Source organism: Lysobacter sp. A286 (genome assembly GCF_054052105.1).
Genome location: NZ_JBSVRJ010000001.1, coordinates 1150111 through 1171226, shown reverse-complemented (window position 1 = coordinate 1171226; position 21116 = coordinate 1150111). Strand labels below are relative to the sequence as shown.

The following is a 21116-nucleotide window of genomic DNA, read 5'->3' as shown; positions in this document are numbered from 1 at the left end:
CGCGATCCCCGTCGCAGCCGATGAGATCGTCATCCACTGATGAACTGCTCGGCCAGCATCCTCTCCTCAAGGTTGTGTTCTGGGTCGAACAGCAGCGTGACGGTGCGGTCGTGCGATTCGCGGATGGTCACCTCCACCACGTCCCGGACCTCGTGCGAATCTGCGGTGGCGCTGACCGGCCGCTTGTACGGGTCCAGCACCCGGAAGCGAACCTCGGTATCGGCCTTGAGCACCGCACCTCGCCAGCGCCGCGGCCGGAACGCAGCAATCGGGGTCAACGCCATCACGTTCGCGCCCAGTGGCAGGATCGGCCCAAGCGCGGAAAAATTGTAGGCGGTGCTGCCGGCTGGGGTTGCCACCAACACGCCATCGCAGATCAGCTCCTCCAGGCGAATCTGGCCATTGAGCTCGATCGACAGGTGCGCGGCTTGCCGGGTCTGCCGCAACAGGGATACCTCGTTGTAGGCCAGCGAGCCCACCGATACGCCGGACTCGGTGTGCACCACCATCTCCAGCGGCCGCAGCACGGCAGGCTCGGCGGCATGGATGCGCTCGACCAGCCCGTCCATCTGGCAATGGTTCATCAGGAAGCCGACCGAACCCAGCTTCATCCCATACACCGGCTTGTTCAGTCCGCCGTGGCGATGCAGCGTCTGCAGCATGAAGCCGTCACCGCCCAAGGCCACCAGCGTGTCGGCTTGCTCGGGCGGATGGTCGCCGTGAATCGCGGCCAGCCGTTTGCACACCGCCTGCGCGTCGGCGGTGGGACTGGCAAGAAACGCAATGCGGGATGTCGCGGTCATCGGCGGCTCCGGAAGGTCGCCTGCAGGATAGCGCGAGTGGTGTCATGACCAGAAAAAACGGCGGCCCTGAGGCCGCCGCTGCGTGTGCATCATCAAACGAACCGCTTACGCGCCGGCTGCGGCTACCTGCGCCAGCCGACGTACCGCGACCGAGACGGTCGGGTAATCCAGGGTCTTCTGGGTAGTCAGCTCATCCAGCATCGACTGGGCAAAGCGCAGGCTGGCGTCGTCGCGTTGCAGCCAGTCAGCTACTTTCGATGCGGCCGGCTTCTTGCCGCCACTGGCAAGAATCTGGCTGGCCAGAACGCGTTGCTGGGTCGCAAGCTCGTCACGCAAAGCCCCCCGCGCCAGCGCCTGCCAACGACCGTCCACCGGCAATGCATCGATCTGCTCGTGCAACCAGGGCAGGTTCAATGCCGCCCCCAGGTCGAAGTACGCCTGCGATGCCTCCACCGGGGACAACTTGCGTGCGTTGGCGATCTCGATGATGTCGCAACCAAACTCGAGTGCCGGCAGCGCCGCCAGTTGTGCCGCCAACGCGCTCGGCACACCCTTGGCCTTCCACTCGGCCAAGTGGGTGTTGAAGGCCTCCTGGCGAACCGGAGACATGGTGTCGGGCAATGCCGCATGCACCGCCTTCAAGCCATCGCCAAAGCGAGCCATCGCCGTGGTGATCTCGGGCATCGGGCCGGGACGGGACAGCAACCAGCGCGACACCGAACGCAGCAGGTCCCAGACCGTCTGCAGGGCATCGATCTGGACCGATTCCATGACCTTGCCGTCCATCGCGTCGATCTTTGCCCACAGCGCCCGCGCATCCACTGCCTCGCGGGCAATGGTGTAAGCCTCGGCCACTTCGCCGGCGGAACGGCCGGTGTCTTCCTGCATGCGCAAGGTGAAGGTGGCGCCCATCCGGTTGACGATCGAGTTGGTCACCGCGGTGGCGATGATCTCGCGCTTCAGGCGGTGGTCCTGCATCGCCTTGGCGTACTTGTCCTGCAGTGGCACCGGGAAGTAGCGCACCAGCTCCTTCGACAGGTACTTGTCTTCCGGCACGCTGGAGTCGACCAGTTGCTGGAACAACACCAGCTTGCTGTATGACAACAGTACGGCCAGCTCGGGCCGGGTCAGGCCCTGTCCGCGTGCCTTGCGTTCGGCCAGTTCCGCATCCGAAGGCAGGTACTCGATCTGGCGATCCAGCAGGCCTTGCGACTCCAGGGTCTGGATGAAGTGCTGCTTGGAGCCCAGCCGTGGCGCGCTCATGCGCTCCATCAGGCTGATCGCCTGGTTCTGGCGGTAGTTGTCCACCAGCACCAGCCCGGCCAGCTCCTCGGTCATCGAGGCCAGCAACTTGTTGCGAGCCGGCAGGGTCAGCTTCTTCGACTTCACCAGCTCGTTGAGCAGGATCTTGATATTGACTTCGCGATCGGAGGTGCCCACCCCGGCCGAGTTGTCGATGAAGTCGGCGTTGAGCAACGTGCCCGCATGGGCCGCTTCGATCCGCCCCAACTGGGTCATGCCCAGGTTGCCGCCCTCGCCGATCACCTTGCAACGCACATCGCGACCGTCGATACGCAAACCATTGTTGCCGCGGTCGCCCACATCGGCATGCGACTCGCTGCTGGCCTTGATGTAGGTGCCGATGCCGCCGTTCCACAGCAGGTCGACCGGCGCCTTCAGGATGGCGCCCATCAACTCGTTGGGGCTCATCGCGGCGACGTCCGGGTCGATGCCAAGCACGGCCTTGACCGGCGCGGTCAGCGGAATCGACTTGGCGCTGCGCGGGAACACGCCGCCTCCCTTGCTGATCAGGTCCCGGCTGTAGTCATCCCAACTGGAGCCGGGCAGCTTGAACAAACGCTGGCGCTCCTTGAACGACGTCGCAGCCACCGGATCCGGATCAAGGAAGATGTGACGATGGTCGAACGCGGCCGCCAGGCGAATGTGTTTGGACAGCAGCATGCCGTTGCCGAATACGTCACCTGACATGTCGCCGATACCCACCGCGACGAAGTCTTCTTTCTGGGTGTTGACCCCGAGCGAGCGGAAGTGGCGCTTGACCGACTCCCACGCGCCGCGGGCAGTGATGCCCATGCCCTTGTGGTCATAACCCACCGAACCACCGGACGCGAATGCATCGCCCATCCAGTAGTGATGGTCGGCGGAGATGGCGTTGGCGGTATCGGAGAAGCGCGCGGTGCCCTTGTCGGCGGCGACCACCATGTACGGGTCGTCATCATCGTGACGCACCACGTCATCGGGATGCACGACCTTGCCGTCCACCAGGTTGTCGGTGATGTCGAGCAAACCGTTGATGAACATCTTGTAGCAGGCCACGCCTTCGGCTTGCAGCTCGGCGCGATCGGCCGGCGGACGCTTGACGATGAAGCCGCCCTTGGCACCGACCGGCACGATGATGGTGTTCTTGACCATCTGCGCCTTGACCAGGCCCAGAACCTCGGTACGGAAATCTTCGCGACGGTCCGACCAGCGCAAGCCACCGCGTGCCACGGGACCAAAGCGCAGGTGGATGCCTTCCACGCGCGGACCGTAGACGAAGATCTCGCGATACGGAACCGGCTTGGGCAGGTCGGGGACCAGTGCAGAATCGAATTTGTAGGCGACATAGCCACAATCGGCGCCGCCAATACCGTCCTGGTAATAGCTGGTGCGCAGGGTCGCTTCGATCACGTCCATGAAGCTGCGCAGGATGCGGTCCTCATCAAGGCTGGAAACCTGGTCCAGCAGCAGTTTGAGGGCCGTCCTGGTGGCGTCCAACTGGACGGCCCGGCTGCCGCTTCGTGCGCTGACAACCGGCTCCAACGCGGCGCGCAAGGCCTGGTCATCCCCACACAGGCGCCTGAGCTGGTCCTTGAACCGCTCTATCCCGGCCTTGACCTCGGCCTTGGACTCGCGACCGGTGGAAGGATCGAAGCGGGCTTCGAACAACTCCACCAGCAAGCGCGCCAGGGCCGGATAGCGGGCAAAGGTCTCTTCCACGTAACTGTGTGAGAACGGCACGCCCACTTGCTGGATGTACTTGCTGTAGGCACGCAATACGGACACCTGGCGCCAGGTCAGGCCAGCGGCCAGGATCAGGCGGTTGAAGCCGTCGTTCTCGGCATCACCGCGCCAGATCCGCCCGAATGCATCCTCGAAGTTCTCACCGACGCCCTCGATATCGGTATTGGGGTTGCTGGTCTCGACCTCGAAATCCTGGATATACATCAGGTTGGTGCCGGCATACATCCGGTAGGGGTGCTCGGAGATCACCCGCAGACCCATGTTTTCCATCAGCGGCAGGGCATCGGAAAGGGAGATGTCCTCGCGTTGACGGTAGAACTTGAAGCGCAACCCGCCAGCTCCGGGGCTGCGACGATACAGGCTCAGGCGCAGGTCGTCGGGACCGTCCAGCGCGGCCAGGTGCTCCACGTCGTCCGCCGCGACCGCCACCGACACGTCCTCGATGTAGCCTGCCGGCAACGCTCGTCCGTAGGTCTCGGCAATGCTCAGGCCGCGTTCCTCGCCGTGGCGCTGCACCAGCAGCTCGGCCAGGTCGTCACGCCAGTTGCGCACGATTTCCGCCAACTCGACCTCGATCGCCGCGTTATCGACCTTCACCATCCCACCCGGACCGGACTGGCCGGTCTTCGGTCGTACCAGCAAGTGCAACTGGGCCAGCGGTGATTCGCCCAGCAGCACCGTGGTGTCGATGCGTTCGCCGTGCAGGACGCGTTTCAGCATGGCCTCGATGCGCAGGCGCACATCGGTGTTGAAACGCTCGCGCGGAATGTAGACCAGCCCGGAGAAGAACCGGCCGTAACGGTCGCGACGCAAGAACAGCTTGCTGCGCACGCGCTCCTGCAAGCCGAGGATGCCCTGGGCGGTCTTCAGCAGTTCCTCTCCAGATGACTGGAACAGCTCGTCGCGCGGCAGCGTTTCCAGGATGTGGCGAAGCGCCTTGCCACTGTGGCTGTCTTCGGCCAGGCCGGACTGCTTCATCACGTATTCGTGGCGCTGGCGCACCAGCGGAATGTCCCATGGCCGCCGGGTGTATGCGCTGGAGGTATACAGGCCCAGGAAGCGCTCTTCGCGCGTCGGCTTGCCGTTGTCGTCGAAGCTCAGCACGCCGATATAGTCCATGTACCCGGGGCGGTGAACGGTGGCGCGCGCGTTGGTCTTGGTCAGGATCAGCGCATCGACCGATCCGGAATGGGGCATGTAATGCGCGGCCAGGGTGGCCAATGCACGTGGCTTGCCCGTGTCCTTGCCGCGCAGCAGGCCCAGCCCGCTGCCCTTGACGGCGCGCAGGAGGTCCTCGCCGCCCTGGTCGACCACGTCGTATTCGCGGTAACCCAGGAAAATGAAGTGGTCGTCGGCGGCCCAGCGCAGGAATTGCTGGCCTTCCTCGCGACCGGCCTCGCTGACCGGAAGCTTTCGTTCCGTCAGGTCGTCGGCGACCGAAACCATCTTGCCGTGCATTTCGGCCCAGTCACTGACGATTGCCCGCACATCGGCAAGCACGCCTTGCACCGCCTTCTCGATATCCGGCATCGCCTCGTGCGGCAGGCGGTCGAGCTCCAGGTGCATCATTGATTCCGGCTCGCCCTCGCCCACTTTCAGCAGCTTGCCGGTCTTGTCACGCGAGACCTGGATGACCGGATGGCCCAGCACATGCAAGCCGATATTCTGCTCGGCCAATGACATGGTCACCGAATCGACCAGGAACGGCATGTCGTCATTGGCGATCTGCAGCACCGTGTGCGGCGATTCCCAACCATGACTGGCCCGGGTCGGGTTGAACAGGCGCACCAACGCCACGCCAGGCTTGCGCTTGCGCGCGAAATCGAGCATGTCGGCAGCCAGTGCCGCCCAGCCCTCAGCAGTATGTTTGGGCAGCTCGTCATCACCCATGCGCTGGTAGAAAGCCTTGGCGAAGGCCTCGCCCTCGGCATGCTGCGCCTTGGGCAGGCGTTTGCGGATTGCGGCCAGGATGGGCTCCAGCGTCACGCCGTCGCTCGTGTTGCGCGGTGCGGTCTTTGCGGTCTTGGTCGCGACTGTTTTCTTGGTGGTGGCGGTCTTGCCGGCAGCGGCGCGCGCGGGGGCTTTTCGTTGAGTGCTCATGCGATCGTTGGGTCCAATGCAGTGAGGCCCACGCAATTGCGTGGGCCAAGGCTCGGGAATCAGTAGACAGAAAATGGCATGCAGGCAGCGTCCGGGACCCGTAAACGGACCCCATTGCCAGCTGCAACGATCGGGATATCGCGGCGATCGCAGCCGCGCTGCCCATGGAAGGCAGCGATCAAACGACAGTTATGGAAGTGCCGGGTCTGCATGTCAGCGCAGGCCAGTCTCGTTGCGCGCAATCACCAGGCGCTGGATCTCGCTGGTGCCCTCGTAGATCTCGGTGATCTTGGCGTCGCGGAAATAACGCTCGATCGGCATCTCTTTGGAGTAGCCCATGCCGCCGTGGATCTGCAACGCCTGGTGGGCGATCCACATCGCCGCCTCGGACGCGGTCAGCTTGGCGATGGCGGCTTCATTGCTGAAGCGCGCCCCGCCGTTGTCGAACTCGCCCTTCTGCCACGCCGCACGCAACGTCAGCAGCATGGCGGCGTCGAGCTTGCACTTCATGTCGGCGATCTTCGCCTGGGTCATCTGGAAGGCACCGATCGGCTGCCCGAATGCCTTGCGCTCCTTGACGTAGTCCAGGGTAGCCTCGTACGCCGCACGGGCGATACCGATCGCCTGGCTGGCGATGCCGATGCGGCCGGCGTCCAGCACCGTCATAGCGATCTTGAAGCCCTCACCTTCCGCGCCCAGCACTTCGTCGGGCTGGACCACGTAATCGTTGAACTCGATCTCGCAGGTCGCCGAGGCGCGGATGCCCAGCTTCGGCTCGGTCTTGCCACGATGGAAGCCGGCACGCTCGCCATCGATCATGAAAGCAGTGATGCCCCGCGCGCCCTTGTCGGGATCGGTCATCGCGAACAGCACAAAATATTTCGCGACTGGGCCGGAAGTGATCCAGCTCTTCTTGCCGTTGACCACAAAGCTGCCGTCCGCCTGTTTGGTCGCCTTGCAACGCATCGCCGTAGCATCGGAGCCCGATTGCGGCTCGGTGAGCGCGAACGCGCCGATCTCCTTGCCCTCCGCGATCGCGCGCACGTAAAGCTGCTTTTGCTCCTCGGTGCCGAACTTGAGGATGCCGTTGCAGAACAACGAGTTGTTGACCGAGACGATGGTGGAGTGCGCGGCGTCGGCCGCGGCAATCTCGATCATCGCCAACACATAGGAGATCGGGTCCATGCCGGCGCCGCCGTACTCGGTCGGCACCTCGATGCCCATCAGGCCGTTCTCGCCGAGGGTGCGGATATTGTCCAGTGGAAATTCGCCGGTGCGGTCGTGGTGCTCCGCGCTGGGTGCGATCTTTTCGCGGGCGATACGCCGCGCGACATCCTGGATCATCAACTGCTCTTCGCTGAAACGAAAATCCACGCTGATACCTCTGCTGGTCACGAATGCTGCAATTGTAGCCCTGCGCGAGAATTAACCGAACCCACAACCGGACTCGTGACTGAACTCCTCGGCGCGTCCCTCGCTTGACCCGGGCCCCACCACGGCAGCAAACTTATCGCTATATCGCGATAGGTGCATATGTATGGATCTGGAAGGCTGGTCATCACGCCTCAAGGTATTTGCCGACGCCACCCGGGTGCGGCTGCTGGCGCTGCTGGAGAGCGAGGAGTTGACTGTCGCTGAACTGTCGGCCATCACCCGGCTGGCACAGCCACGCGTTTCCACCCACCTGGCCAAGCTCAAGGAAGCCGGTCTGGTGCGTGATCGCCGCGCCGGGGTGTCGGCGTATTACCGGTTCGACGGACCGGCTCTGGACCCGGCGCAACGCGCGTTGTGGACGACCCTGCGTGAGGGTAGCGACGACCCGCTGCTGCGGCAGGACGCGGAACGGGTGGCGGATGTGCTGGCGATGCGCGCGGCCGACCAGAACTGGGCCGATACCGTGGCCGGTGACATGGAGCGCCATTACTCGCCCGGCCGGACCTGGGAGGCGATGGCACGCTCGGCGTTGCCGCTGCTTGAGCCCGGCGACGTGCTCGACGTCGCTTCCGGCGATGGCGTCCTAGCCGAACTGCTGGCGCCGCATTCCAATCGTTACGTGTGCCTGGACTCCAGCACCAAGGTGGTACTTGCCGCCTCCGAAAGGCTGCGCAAGCTCGAGAACGTGGAGGTGCAGGAAGGCGACATGCACGAACTTCCGTTTGCCGACGCCAGCTTCGACCTGGTGGTACTGATGCACGCGCTGACCTACGCCGATCATCCCGCCCACGCCGTCGCCGAGGCAGCGCGTGTGCTGCGTCCCAACGGTCGCCTGTTGTTGACCAGCCTGGCCAGCCACGAGCATCGCTCGGTGGTGGACGCGTATGGCCACGTCAACCTGGGTTTCAGCGAGAAGGAGCTGAGCCGGTTCGCCAGCAAGGCCGGCTTCGCGATCGAGAGCTGCGAGTCGGTGACCCGGGAGCGCCGCCCGCCACATTTCGAGGTGATTGCGCTGCTGGGCCGAAAGCCTGCAGACGGTAAAAAACCCAAGTCGACCAAAACCACCGCACCCACCAAACGTTAGCCAAAGCGAGATACCGCGATGACGACCCTGCCCTGGCTCAACCCCGACCGTGCCGAAACCCTGCAACGGGTCCTGCAAGAACGCATCCTTGTAATCGACGGGGCGATGGGAACGATGATCCAGCAACACCGATTGGAGGAAGTCGACTACCGCGGCGAGCGTTTCGTCGATGGCTTCGACCGCGATCACTCGATCGACGGCCACGCCCACGGCCCCGATTGCGGCTGCGTTCGCGACCAACGCGGCAACAATGACCTGCTGAGCCTGACCCGACCGGACCTCATCGGCGCGATCCATGCCGAATACCTCAATGCCGGTGCCGACCTGGTCGAGACCAATACCTTCAACTCGACCACCACGTCGCTGGGTGACTACGGCCTGCAGCACCTTGCCCGCGAGTTGAACGAGACCGGCGCACGCCTGGCTCGTGACGCTTGCGACGCGGCCGAGGCAACGACGCCGGAGCAACCACGCTTCGTGATCGGCGTAATCGGACCGACCAGTCGCACCGCGTCCTTGAGCCCGGACGTCAATCGTCCCGGCTTCCGCGCGGTCAGCTTCGACGACCTGCGGATCGCCTACCGCGAAGCCACCGATGGCCTGATCGACGGCGGCGCGGACGTATTGATGGTGGAAACGGTGTTCGACACCCTCAACGCCAAGGCCGCACTGTTTGCGATTGCCGAGGCGTTCGAGGCACGTGGCGCCCGCCTGCCGGTGATGGTGTCGGGCACGATTACCGATGCCTCCGGGCGCACGCTCTCGGGCCAGACCGCCGAAGCATTCTGGTACTCGTTGCGCCATGCCGAACCGCTGTCCATCGGCTTGAATTGCGCCCTTGGCGCCAAGGAGCTCCGGCCCCACGTCGATACCTTGTCGCGGATCGCCGACACCTGCGTCAGCGCCCACCCCAATGCCGGGCTGCCGAATGCGTTCGGCGGCTACGACCAGACGCCCGAAGACATGGCCGGGATGCTGGGCGAGTTTGCCAGGTCCGGGTTGTTGAACCTGGTAGGCGGCTGTTGTGGCACCACGCCGGCCCACATCGCCGCGATCGTCGAGGCCGTGCGCGGCGTTGCGCCGCGGCGGCTGCCGAGCCTTGCCGACGCGGCCGTCCCGGCATGACGACCGTCGAGGCCGCTGGAATGAATTCGCCCATCGCCCGCCAGACCCGCCTCAGCGGCCTGGAACCGCTGACGATCACGCCGCAAAGCAACTTCATCAATGTCGGTGAACGCACCAACGTCACCGGCAGCGCGCAGTTCAAGAAACTGATCAAGGACGACCGCTTCGACGAGGCGGTTGCCGTGGCGCGGCAACAGGTGGAGAACGGCGCCCAGGTGCTGGATGTCAACATGGACGAGGGCCTGCTGGATTCCGAGCAGGCGATGGTCACCTACCTCAACTTGATTGCCGCCGAGCCCGACATCGCCCGCATCCCGGTAATGGTCGACAGCTCCAAGTGGAGCGTGATCGAGGCCGGGCTGAAGTGCCTGCAGGGCAAGGGCATCGTCAACTCGATCTCGATGAAGGAAGGCGAGGACGAGTTCCTGCGGCAGGCGCGGCTGGTGCGTCGCTATGGCGCGGCGGTGGTGGTGATGGCGTTCGACGAGGAGGGCCAGGGCGACACCGTGCAGCGCAAGGTCGATATCTGTTCGCGCGCCTACCGGCTACTGACCGAGGAGGTCGGATTCCCGCCCGAGGACATCATCTTCGACCCCAACGTGTTCGCGATCGCCACCGGTATCGAGGAGCACAACGACTACGCGGTCGCGTTCATCGAAGCCGCCCGTGAGATCAAGCGTCGTTTCCCATACAGCCACATCTCCGGCGGCGTCTCCAACGTCAGTTTCTCGTTCCGCGGCAACGAGCTGGTGCGTCAGGCCATCCACGTCGTGTTCCTGTACCACGCGATCAAGGCCGGCATGGACATGGGCATCGTCAACGCCGGCGCGCTGCCGCTGTACGACACCCTCGACGCCGAGCTTCGTCACGCGGTCGAGGACGTGGTGCTCAACCGCAATCCGGAGGCCACCGAGACGCTGCTGGCGCTGGCCGAACGCTATCGCGGCAAGAAGGGCGAGAAGCGGGTCGAGGATCTGTCCTGGCGCGAGCAACCGGTGCGCGCGCGGCTGAGCCATTCGCTGGTGCAGGGCATCGACCAGTGGATCGTGGAGGACACCGAGCAGGCGCGCGCCGAAGCCACCCGCCCGCTGGACGTGATCGAAGGCGCGTTGATGGATGGCATGAACGTGGTCGGCGACCTGTTCGGCGCCGGCAAGATGTTCCTGCCGCAAGTGGTCAAGTCGGCGCGGGTGATGAAGAAAGCCGTGGCCTACCTGCTGCCGTTCATCGAGGCCGAGAAGCTGCGCACCGGCGACACCGGCAAGACCAACGGCAAGATCGTCATGGCCACGGTCAAGGGCGACGTCCACGACATCGGCAAGAACATCGTCGGCGTGGTACTGGCATGCAACAACTTCGAGGTGATCGACCTGGGCGTAATGGTGCCTTCCCAGGTCATCCTGGACCGCGCCATCGCCGAGAACGCCGACATGATCGGCCTGTCCGGCCTGATCACCCCGTCGCTGGAGGAAATGGGCCACGTCGCCCGCGAAATGCAGCGCCAGGGCTTCACCATGCCGCTGTTGATTGGCGGTGCGACCACGTCGCGGGCGCACACCGCGTTGAAGATCGACCCGTTCTACAAGCCGGCCACGATCTGGGTGAAAGACGCCTCGCGTGCCGTCGGCGTGGCCCAGACCATGATCAGCGCCGAACAACGCGCTGCCTTCGTGGCCACCACCGCATCCGATTACGCGGAGATCCGCGAGCGCCATCGCAAGCGTGGCAACGGGAAGCGGCTGGTATCGCTGGACAAGGCGCGCAGCCAGCGTTTCCAGGGTGGCTGGGACGACTACACCCCGCCCGCACCGAAACAGCCCGGCCTGCATGTATTCGACGACTACCCGTTGACCGAACTGGTTGAGTTGATCGACTGGACCCCGTTCTTCCAGGCTTGGGAACTCGCGGGCCGCTATCCGGCCATCCTCACCGACGAGGTCGTCGGTGCGTCCGCCAGCGACCTGTTCCGCGATGCCCAGGCGATGCTCAAGCGGATCATCGACGAGAAATGGCTGACCGCGAAGGCCGTGTTCGGACTATGGCCAGCCAACAGTGATGGCGACGACATCGTCGCCCAGGTCGATGGCAAGCCGGAAACGATCCATTGCCTGCGCCAGCAAGTCGACAAGCCCGTTGAGCGCCCGGATTTCTGCCTGGCCGATTTCATCGCCCCACAAGACAGTGGCAAACAGGACTGGATCGGCGCGTTCGCGGTGACCGCCGGGATCGGGATCGAGCCGCATATCCAGCGCTTCGAGGCCGACCACGACGACTACAACGCGATCCTGCTCAAAGCGCTCGCCGATCGTCTCGCCGAAACCCTGGCAGAGCGACTCCACCAGCGGGTGCGCACCGAGTTCTGGGGCTACGCGCCGGATGAGTCACTCGATGCCGAGGCGCTGATCGACGAGAAATACCTCGGCATCCGCCCCGCCCCCGGCTACCCGGCGTGTCCCGAGCACAGCGAGAAGGCGACGATCTTCCGCCTGCTCGACCCGACCACCAACGCCGGCATGACCTTGACCGAAAACTTCGCGATGACGCCGGCCGCGGCGGTCTCTGGCTTCTACTTCAGCCACCCGCGCAGCCAATATTTCGTGGTCGGCCGGGTGTCCAAGGAACAGGCAGTCGATTACGCCCGCCGCAAGGGCGTCGACCTGGCCCAGGCCGAACGCTGGCTGGCATCGAACCTCGACTACGACCCGGAATGAGGTTCCTCGCCCGACGGGCCTGCGCTTCTGGAACCACCGCCACGCTGGAACGACGGGTGCGAATGCCCTTGGGTGTGAAATAAAGGAGGAGGCACCGGCTTCATCGGTGCCGGGGGACATTCGCACCCAAGGGCATTCGTTCCCGGCGCCCCCGCCACCCCGCAGATGGATCGAACCGGAGCTGAAGTATCACCAGACCAGGTCGTCAGGCACCTGGTACTGCGGGTCGGCGTAGGAACCGTCGGCAACAGGCGCATCCGGATCGACCTTCAGGGCGACCGAAGGCGCGAAGACCTGCTCGGCCTGTGCCAGCAACTCGGCGGTAACCAGCAGGTAACGTCCGTCCATCTGCAGCACCCCCAACTCACCGGCATTCAGCGCCTTGAGCTGGTCGGCGGTGACGTGGATGCGCTTGATCTTGCCGCCGTAGGGGAAATGCCGGGCGATGTCGGCCGCTTCAGCATTGAGGGCCTTGCCTTTCAACAGCTCGGCCAGCTTCGCGCGCGCCTCACGCCGCAGGCGCGCTTCGTCCTGCTTGACTTTTTCCGCCGCGATACGCTCGTTCTTCTCGCGCTGGGCGCGGATGGCATACGCCTTGGCCAGATCGATGTCCTCGCGCGAGCGCGGGTTGCCCGGCTTACCTTGCCCTGGCTTGCCCTGCCCGCCACGGGATTGCCCTGCCCGGCCAGGCCCCGGACGAGCTGCTCCGGAAGGAGGCGGACTGGACGGCTTCCCAGACCGGTTCGCTGCGGTGCCCGAGCGGTTCTGCGCACCTGGGCGCCGCTCGCCACGGGCATCCGATGCTTTTCGATCCGGGCGGCCGTCGCGCGTGTGGCCCGCAGGACGCTTGGGTTCGGGCGCAGGCTTGAAGCCCAGCCCCAGCAGCTGATCGCGAAGAGTGTCGTTCATAGGGGTCGTCGGGTCCGGCGCGAAGCCGGGACGCGGCCTTCAATAATGAGGTGGTGGTGGTTCGCTGGACGGATCAGCCGAAAGCGGATTGGCGGCAACCGAGACCCGCAATTGCCTCAGCTCCTGCAGCGCACGATGCAATAGCAGTGCATTGCCTGCCTCCTCGTCGCGAGCCGCCGCGAGGGCATCGCTGAGTTCGCCAATGCTGTGCTCCTGGAACGACAGCCGCGTTTCCAGCTCGACCAGCCGTTGCTCGACACTGGTGCCAGGACGATCGCTCATCGGGGCACCCTGCCCGCCGGACCGGCATCATGATCGCCCGCCGCCAGGATCGAGCGGCCACGACCAATGCCGTAATAGGCGATACCCGCCGTTTCCACTTCGTCTGGCGGATACAGGTTACGCCCGTCGAAAATGACCGCGTCGGCAAGTTCCTCGCTGAGGCGGGAGAAGTCCGGGCTGCGGAACTGCTTCCACTCGGTCACCACCACGAGCGCATCGGCACCGGACAACGCGGCGTACTCCGAATCGCACAACAGCAGATCCTCGCGATCGCCGAAGATGCGGCGGGTTTCGGCAGCCGCCTCGGGATCGAACGCCTGCACCTTCGCGCCGACCGACCACAGCTGTTCCAGCAATCGACGGCTGGGCGCGGCGCGCATGTCGTCGGTATTGGGCTTGAACGCCAATCCCCATACCGCAACGGTCTTGCCCGCCAATGCATCGCCGTAGTGACGTTGCATCAACTCGAAAAGATGATCTTTCTGGCGCTCGTTGACCCTCTCGACCGCATTCAGCAGCTGAGGCTCATGACCATGTTGGTGGGCAGTGCGGGCCAATGCCTGCACATCCTTGGGAAAGCACGAACCGCCGTAACCGGCGCCGGGATAGATGAACTGCCAACCGATACGCGGGTCCGAGCCGATGCCCTGACGCACCATTTCGACATCCGCGCCGACCCGTTCGGCGATGTGGGCGATCTCGTTCATGAAGGAAATCTTGGTCGCCAACATGGCGTTGGCGGCGTACTTGGTCAGCTCGGCCGAGCGCACGTCCATCACCACGAAGCGGTCGTGACTGCGCACGAAAGGCGCATACAGGTGCCGCATCTTATCCACGGCATCGAGATCATCGGTGCCCAGGATGATCCGGTCCGGCCGCATGAAATCGTTGACGGCATCGCCTTCCTTCAGAAACTCGGGATTGGACACAACCTCGAAATCAATCCGGACGCCGCGTTTGTCCAGCTCGGCCGCGATCGTCGCGCGCACGGTGTCCGCGGTGCCTACCGGGACGGTCGACTTGTCGACCACCAACGTCGATTGCGACAGGTGCTGGCCGATGGTCGCCGCCACTGCCAGGACGTATTGCAGGTCCGCGCTGCCATCCTCGTCGGGCGGCGTGCCCACGGCGATGAATATCACCTCGCCATGAGCAATCGCATCGACCGCATTGGAGGTGAACTGGAGTCGGCCGGCCGCGTGGTTGGCTTGCACCATCGGGGTCAGGCCCGGCTCGAAGATGGATACCTCGCCGCGGTTCAGCCCGTCCACCTTGGACTGGTCGATATCGACGCAGACCACGTCGTGACCCACCTCCGCCAGGCAGGTACCGGTTACCAATCCGACGTAACCGGTCCCGAAAATACTGATCTTCATATACGCCCCGTTCGACACCGCTGCCGCAGCGGTGGTGGCTCATCTTATTCGGTCGGTGCCTGGACGATTTCCTGCAGCTCGACCTCGAACACCAGCACCGCGTTCGGGCCAATCGGGCCACCCGGGGTGCCAGTAGCGCCATAGCCCAACTCACCGGGAATCCAGAAGCGGTACTTGCTGCCCACCGGCATCAATGCGATCCCCTCCTGCCAACCCGGCACCACCTGCTGCAACGGGAAGACGGCCGGCTCACCACGATCGTAGGAACTGTCGAAAGTCTCGCCATCCAGCAAGGTGCCCTTGTAATGCACCTTGACCAGGTCATCAACGGTCGGTTTCGGACCCGTACCCTCGGTCAACACCTGGTACTGCAAACCCGACTCGGTCGTCTTGACGTCCGGCTTCTTGGCATTGGCGGCAAGAAATGCGGCGCCCTCGGTCTTGTTCTTCTCGGCCGTGGCAGCAGCTTCCGCCTCACGCTTCGCCTGCAGGCGCTCGCCGAACGACGCTGCAACGTCACTCGCCTGCTCGTCGGTCATCAGCGATTGCCCCCCATCCAGATGGGTCTTGATCGCTTTGGCGAGCGTGTCGACGTCGATCTCGTCCTTGATCTGCTCCAGCGACTTGGCCATGTCCATGCCGATCATGTAGCTGACCTGGTCCTTCTGGGTGGGCAGGCCCTTGATCTCCAGTGTCTCAGCCGATGCGCCGTCGGCGGCCTTGTCAGCGGTCTCGGCGGTGGTCTTGTCCTCCGGCTGGCACGCGGCAATGGCGAGGGTCAGGCTGGCGGCGGCCAGTAGGGCTGTGGCGGGACGGGCAAATCGCATCATCGGGTCGTAACTCCTGGTGTCAAAAGGCGCGGGCGGCGTTGTCGCCGACGCGCGCAAGCGTCGTACTGTGTCGCCCCGGGGCTGAACATGCCCCATCGGACGACCGCGTTGTCATACCTGGTTTGCTAGTCGAGGATCGACTGCAACTCGACATCGAACACGAGGGTCGCATTCGGGCCGATCGGACCACCGGGCGTGCCCTGACTGCCGTAAGCCAGGTTGCCGGGAATCCAGAAGCGGTACTTCGCACCCACCGGCATCAGGCCCAATCCCTCGGTCCAACCCGGAATCACCTGGTTCAGGCCAAACTGGGTCGGCTCGCCGCGCTCGTAGGAGCTGTCGAATACCGTGCCGTCAAGCAGCTTGCCCTCGTAGTTGACCTGTACCCGGTCGCTCGGCTTCGGCCGTAGGCCCGCGCCCTGGCGCAGGACCATGTACTGCAAGCCGGATGGGGTGCTGAAAACCCCCTTGACCTGCTTGTTCTGGGCCAGAAACTTCTCGCCTTCAGCCTGGTTGGCGCCTGCCTGTTGCTCCGTGCGTGCCGCCATCTCACCTTGCATCCGCTGCGCGAACGCGTCGCGCACGCTGGTGAGCTGGCCCTCGTCCAGCAACAACGTTTCACCGGAGAACGTGGCGCGCACGCCCTGCAGCAACACCGGCAGGTCCAGCTCGTCCTTGATCGTCACCAGCGAGCGGCCGACATCGGCACCGACCAGGTACGCCACCTTCTGCTTGTCGACCTCGGGGATCGTCGCATCCGCCGGCGCCTTGCCCGCCCGCGAGGCAATACGCATCATCAGCGCGCGCCCGGTGTCCTGCGCCTCGCCTTGGTCGATCAGCGGCTCCTTGCCCTGGAAGGCATTGCCAATGGCGCGCTCGAATGCCGCCAGGTCGATGTCCGGTGCGGCCGGAGTAATGGAGCGGGCAATGTCATGGCCAACCATGTAACTGGTTTTTGCGCGATCGGTGCTGAGCACGGCGTTATCCTGGGTTGAGACGCCCTGCGCATGGGCGGTGGTGGCGGAAACCATCGCAACACAGGACAGCGACGCGGTGGTCAAAAACACGGCAACGCCGCGTAGGAAGGGTGTCATCCGGTGTGCTCCTGTCGAATCGCAAGAATGGTGACGAAGGTGGCGACGTAAAGACGCCATTGTCGCGGCCGGAGACGATACCCGCAATCGTGAACGATAAACGGATCCGCGCGCCCCTCCCGAAAAACATTGTTGACAAGGCGTGTTCTGGTGTTATAGTTGCATACAACACCGACTGACCAAAGGCAGTGTCCCATGAACCGCAAGCTTCACAACACGCTCCCCGCGCTGACGGCCAGTGCTGCGTTGCTGGTGTCGGGACTGATTGCCATGGCGCCGGTGATGCAGCCGGAGGCGTCGGAAAACGCGACGTCAACGCTCGATTCCGCCGTCACGGTACAGACGGACGCCGATTCGCCGCGTACCACCACAACCAAGTCCAATCACCTGCGGATGTTCGCAATGCCTTATTTCTCATTTATCCCGCGGGGTTGACCCAATGACCGCATTCCAATGGAGCGATGGCGCTCCGATCTATCGCCAGCTGAAAGAACGCGTCGTGGCAATGATGCTCGACGGCGTGCTCAAGCCCGGCGACGCCCTGCCCTCGGTAAGGCAGGTCGCCGCCGAGTACCAGCTCAATCCAATCACCGTCTCGCGCGCCTACCAGGAGTTGGTGGACGAGGCACTCGTCGAAAAACGCAGGGGTCTGGGCATGTACATGACCGAAGGTGCGGCAAAAAAACTGCTGGCAAGCGAGCGCGATCGCTTCCTTACCGAAGAATGGCCCCTGGTGCTGGAGCGCATCGCGCGCCTGGGACTGGCTGTGGAAGAGTTGCTGGGCCCAGGTCTGTCCAAGGAGAACGCGCAATGAGCCCCTCATCCTCTCGCTCGGCTGTGGCAACGACCGAGCCGACGTTGGCCGGCACCGTGGTCAGCGCACGCAACCTGCGCAAGGCCTACAAGAACAAGCTCGCGCTCGACGACACCACGTTCGAGATCCCGGCCGGACGCATCGTCGGCCTGATCGGCCCCAACGGCGCCGGCAAGACCACCGCACTCAAGGCGATGCTCGGCCTGATCCCGTTCGAAGGACAGATGACCGTGCTCGGTCGCGACCCTCGCACCTCGCGTGACGAGTTGATGCGTGATGTCTGTTTCATCGCCGACGTTGCCGTGTTGCCGCGCTGGATCCGGGTGCGCGAGGCGATCGAATTCGTCGCCGGCGTGCATCCGCGCTTCGATCGAGCCCGCTGCCAGCGCTTCCTGAAAGGCACCCAACTCACACCGAAGATGCGCGTGCGTGAAATGTCCAAGGGCATGATCGTGCAGCTGCACCTGGCGCTGGTGATGGCGATCGACGCCAAGCTGCTGGTCCTGGACGAGCCGACCCTGGGCCTGGACATCCTGTACCGCAAGCAGTTCTACCAGCGCTTGCTGGAGGACTACTTCGACGAGGACAAGACCATTGTGATCACCACCCACCAGGTCGAGGAAGTCGAGCACATCCTGACCGACGTGATGTTCATCAGTGACGGCAAGATCGTGTTGAGCAGCGAAATGGACGCCGTCGGCGAGCGCTTCACCGAAGTGCTGGTCAGCGCCGACCATGCCGATGCGGCCCGCGCGCTGACGCCGCTGGATGAACGCTCCCTGCCGTTTGGCAAGACCGTGATGCTGTTCGACGGCGTACCACGCGAGCAGTTGGCCGGCCTCGGCGAGATCCGCACTCCGGGCCTGGCCGACCTGTTTGTCGCCACCATGAAGGGGACCTACGAATGAACGCTGTCGTCCAAACCCAAGCACCCCAGCCCAACCCGCCGGTAGCGGCGTCCCACACCACCCATAAATTCAAGTTGTTGCTGCGGCGCGAATTTTGGGAGCACAAGGGCGGATTCCTGTGGGCCCCATTGATCGCCGGCGGCATCTCGTTGTTGTTGACGTTGATGGCGGTCATCGTCGCCGAGGTCGCCGCTCGACGCGCCCTGGGCCGGGGCGACCTGATGATCGACGGCGATATCGTCGTCAACGGGTTGGACATTGGCGCGCTGACCGGCAAGCTCGACGCCGGGCACATGCAACAACTGGCCGAAGGACTGGACCTGTCATTGCTGCTGTCGTCGTTCTGGCCGTTCATCGTGTTGGCGTTCGTGGTGTTCTTCTACTGCCTGGGCGCGCTTTATGACGACCGCAAGGATCGCAGCGTCCTGTTCTGGAAGTCGCTGCCGCTGTCCGACACCCAGACCGTGTTGTCCAAAGTCGTCAGCGCCACGGTCGTCGCCCCGCTGCTGGCCATCGTGATGGCGTTTGCCACGATGGTCGGGTTCATGGTGCTGGTGAGCGCGCTGGTGCTGCTGCACGGCGGAAACCCGATCACCCTCTTGTGGGGACCGGCCAACCCGCTGTCGGTCAGTGCAAGCCTGTTCGCCGCCCTGCCCGTCTACGCCTTGTGGGCGATGCCGACCGTCGGCTGGCTGCTGCTGTGCTCGGCATGGGCCCGCACCAAGCCGTTCCTGTGGGCCATCATGATTCCGCTGTTCGCGGGCATCTTCGTCAGCTGGTTCGACCTGATGGAACTGTTCGACCTGGACAGCTCGTGGTTCTGGTCCAACGTCGTGGGTCGCATGTTGCTGGGTACGATGCCCGGTATTGATCTGGCTTATCGCAACAATGTGCTCGATGTTTCCGGGCCGGACGGCGCCCAGGCGTTGTTGCATACCTTCTCCGCGCAGAACGTCCTGTCCAGCCTGTCCATGCCCGGGTTGTGGATCGGCGTGATCGCCGGCGCGGTAATGATCTTCGCCGCGATCCGCCTGCGCCGCTGGCGCGATGAAGGCTGATCCGATCTCAACACAGAGAACCATGACATGAACCTATCCGTCATCAATTTGAGTCTCGCTGCGGCACTGGTCGCAACCCTCGCCGCGTGCGAGCCATCACCAACGCCGGCACAGAATGCGCCGGCACCGGCCGCCGTCACGATGCCCGATGGCGAGCCGCAGACCGTGCTCGGCAAAGCCGCCCAGCGGGGAATCGAAAAGGCGCGTGACGAACTGGCACGCTCCAACATCAACCTCAACAACGAGTTCCGGTACGACGGCGACCGTGGCCAGACGGTCGCCAAGACCAGCGACAAGGATCCGGCCGATCCACGCGCCAACGCCGAACTCACCCCGCAAGGCGAATTGCTGCTCGATGGCCGCAAGGTCGAAACCACCCCTGCGCAGCACGCATTGCTGGTGAAATACCGCCAGCAGATCATGGACGTGGCCGAGACCGGCATGGCCCTGGGCGTGCAGGGCGCCGACCTGGGCGGAACGGCGATCCGCGAGGTCGTCAATGGCCTGCTGAGCGGCAATCCCGGTCAGATCGACGCCAAGATCGAGGCCGAAGCGGCCAAGCTTGAAGTCAATGCGAAGCGCCTGTGCATGCAACTGCCCCCGCTGCACGAGACTCAACAGCAACTGGCCGTCGCACTGCCGGAGTTCAAGCCTTACGCGACCATCGAGAAGGAAGACCTCGAGGACTGTCGCGGCGGCAGCTTCACCACCCAATGAACCCCGCCCGGGCTCCATTGCCCAGCTTTATCCCAAAGGAAAAAATCATGCGCAAGATCCTGCTTGGCTGCGTGCCTGACCATGCCCGGGTTGTGGATCGGCGTGGCCGCCGGCGCGGTCATGATCTTCGCCGCGATCCGCCTGCGCCGCTGGCGCGATGAAGGCTGGCCATGAACGCGTCGCAACCCATCACCTGCCGAGATCTGACATGAACATCAAACTTTTTCCAATCCTGGTCCTGCTCGCGTGCACGCCTTGGTTGAGCGCCTGCGGCAAGGACGAGCCGGCGCAAGAGCCGACGCAATCTACGACCGGCGTATTCGCCGAAGTCAGCTCGGAGATCCAAAAGGAGATGCAGGGCGTCTCCCGGGAAGTACGCGAGACGATGGCCACCGAGAACCTCGACATCGCCGACGACAGCGAAACGCCCGCCGAGATCACCCCCCAGGGTGACCTGTTGATCGACGGCCGCACGGTCGACATCACCGCCGAGCAGCGCGCACTGCTGCTGGAGTACCGGGGCCAGATTGCCTACATGGCCGAGACTGGTGCTGCCATCGGCATGCAAGGCGCGAGCCTGGCCACCGATGCGATGGGCCAGGCTTTCGCCAGCGTGTTTTCCGGCAACACCGAAAAAATGGAAGCCGACATCGAGGCCAAGGCGGGAAAAATCGCGCAGCAGGTCCTGACCGAAGTGTGCGGCAGGATGCCCGCTTTGATGCAGACCGAGCAGCAACTAGCCGCGTCGCTGCCGGAGTTCGCTCCGTACGCCGACATCACCCAGGCCGACATCGACGACTGCCGCGACGGCGACGGCCACTTCAGCACCTGATGAAGCCCGCCCTGT

General features: G+C 64.1%; 17 protein-coding genes. 9 read left to right on the top strand and 8 right to left on the bottom strand.

Annotated elements, in window-relative coordinates; all coding sequences use genetic code 11:
• Window positions 1-29: 29 nt before the first annotated feature.
• The 3 genes from ACW7G0_RS05485 to ACW7G0_RS05475 all read right to left on the bottom strand — a co-directional run bounded on the left by ACW7G0_RS05485 (window position 30) and on the right by ACW7G0_RS05475 (window position 7322).
• Window positions 30-803, bottom strand: coding sequence for an NAD kinase (locus ACW7G0_RS05485; RefSeq protein ID WP_456988164.1), 774 nt, complete (start codon window positions 801-803; stop codon window positions 30-32).
• 105 nt (window positions 804-908) lie between these two features.
• Window positions 909-5927: an NAD-glutamate dehydrogenase gene (locus ACW7G0_RS05480; protein WP_456988162.1), complete on the bottom strand. Its 5019-nt coding sequence runs from the start codon at window positions 5925-5927 to the stop codon at window positions 909-911.
• Window positions 5928-6140: 213 nt separating this feature from the next.
• The gene (locus ACW7G0_RS05475) at window positions 6141-7322 is read right to left on the bottom strand and encodes an acyl-CoA dehydrogenase family protein (protein WP_456988158.1); all 1182 of its coding nucleotides are present in this window, start codon (window positions 7320-7322) and stop codon (window positions 6141-6143) included.
• 142 nt (window positions 7323-7464) lie between these two features.
• Between ACW7G0_RS05475 and ACW7G0_RS05470 the strand changes: the two genes are divergently transcribed.
• From ACW7G0_RS05470 to metH, 3 genes are read left to right on the top strand one after another with little or no spacing between them, the layout of a single operon-like run.
• Window positions 7465-8445 carry an ArsR/SmtB family transcription factor gene (locus tag ACW7G0_RS05470; protein WP_456988157.1) on the top strand — a complete coding sequence of 327 codons (981 nt, stop codon included), beginning with the start codon at window positions 7465-7467 and terminating at the stop codon, window positions 8443-8445.
• An 18-nt stretch (window positions 8446-8463) separates the two neighbouring features.
• Window positions 8464-9570: a homocysteine S-methyltransferase family protein gene (locus tag ACW7G0_RS05465; protein WP_456988156.1), complete on the top strand. Its 1107-nt coding sequence runs from the start codon at window positions 8464-8466 to the stop codon at window positions 9568-9570.
• A 20-nt stretch (window positions 9571-9590) separates the two neighbouring features.
• Window positions 9591-12281: a methionine synthase gene (gene metH / locus ACW7G0_RS05460; protein WP_456988154.1), complete on the top strand. Its 2691-nt coding sequence runs from the start codon at window positions 9591-9593 to the stop codon at window positions 12279-12281.
• 189 nt (window positions 12282-12470) lie between these two features.
• Here metH and ACW7G0_RS05455 read toward each other — a convergent pair whose 3' ends face one another.
• The 5 genes from ACW7G0_RS05455 to ACW7G0_RS05435 form a co-directional block, all read right to left on the bottom strand.
• The gene (locus ACW7G0_RS05455; RefSeq protein ID WP_456988153.1) at window positions 12471-13190 is read right to left on the bottom strand and encodes a DUF2058 domain-containing protein; all 720 of its coding nucleotides are present in this window, start codon (window positions 13188-13190) and stop codon (window positions 12471-12473) included.
• A 39-nt stretch (window positions 13191-13229) separates the two neighbouring features.
• Window positions 13230-13472, bottom strand: coding sequence for a SlyX family protein (locus ACW7G0_RS05450; RefSeq protein ID WP_456961615.1), 243 nt, complete (start codon window positions 13470-13472; stop codon window positions 13230-13232).
• Window positions 13469-14848, bottom strand: a complete 1380-nt coding sequence (locus tag ACW7G0_RS05445) for a UDP-glucose dehydrogenase family protein (RefSeq protein WP_456988151.1) — start codon at window positions 14846-14848, stop codon at window positions 13469-13471. Before ACW7G0_RS05445 ends, ACW7G0_RS05450 begins: the two co-directional genes overlap by 4 nt.
• A gap of 44 nt (window positions 14849-14892) precedes the next feature.
• Window positions 14893-15678, bottom strand: coding sequence for an FKBP-type peptidyl-prolyl cis-trans isomerase (locus ACW7G0_RS05440; RefSeq protein ID WP_456988149.1), 786 nt, complete (start codon window positions 15676-15678; stop codon window positions 14893-14895).
• Window positions 15679-15803: 125 nt separating this feature from the next.
• Window positions 15804-16772, bottom strand: a complete 969-nt coding sequence (locus ACW7G0_RS05435) for an FKBP-type peptidyl-prolyl cis-trans isomerase N-terminal domain-containing protein (RefSeq protein WP_456988147.1) — start codon at window positions 16770-16772, stop codon at window positions 15804-15806.
• Window positions 16773-16967: 195 nt separating this feature from the next.
• Between ACW7G0_RS05435 and ACW7G0_RS05430 the strand changes: the two genes are divergently transcribed.
• The 6 genes from ACW7G0_RS05430 to ACW7G0_RS05405 all read left to right on the top strand — a co-directional run bounded on the left by ACW7G0_RS05430 (window position 16968) and on the right by ACW7G0_RS05405 (window position 21101).
• Complete coding sequence (locus ACW7G0_RS05430; protein WP_456988146.1) at window positions 16968-17207, top strand: hypothetical protein; 240 nt, start codon at window positions 16968-16970, stop codon at window positions 17205-17207.
• A gap of 4 nt (window positions 17208-17211) precedes the next feature.
• Window positions 17212-17586 (top strand): GntR family transcriptional regulator, encoded by a 375-nt coding sequence (locus ACW7G0_RS05425; RefSeq protein WP_456961620.1) that lies wholly within the window; start codon window positions 17212-17214, stop codon window positions 17584-17586.
• Entirely contained in the window at window positions 17583-18494 is a 912-nt protein-coding gene (locus tag ACW7G0_RS05420) for an ABC transporter ATP-binding protein (protein ID WP_456988145.1), read from the top strand. Before ACW7G0_RS05425 ends, ACW7G0_RS05420 begins: the two co-directional genes overlap by 4 nt.
• Entirely contained in the window at window positions 18491-19552 is a 1062-nt protein-coding gene (locus ACW7G0_RS05415) for a hypothetical protein (RefSeq protein WP_456988143.1), read from the top strand. Before ACW7G0_RS05420 ends, ACW7G0_RS05415 begins: the two co-directional genes overlap by 4 nt.
• A gap of 27 nt (window positions 19553-19579) precedes the next feature.
• Complete coding sequence (locus ACW7G0_RS05410; protein WP_456988141.1) at window positions 19580-20269, top strand: hypothetical protein; 690 nt, start codon at window positions 19580-19582, stop codon at window positions 20267-20269.
• A 208-nt stretch (window positions 20270-20477) separates the two neighbouring features.
• The gene (locus ACW7G0_RS05405; RefSeq protein WP_456988139.1) at window positions 20478-21101 is read left to right on the top strand and encodes a DUF2884 family protein; all 624 of its coding nucleotides are present in this window, start codon (window positions 20478-20480) and stop codon (window positions 21099-21101) included.
• Window positions 21102-21116 lie beyond the last annotated feature (15 nt).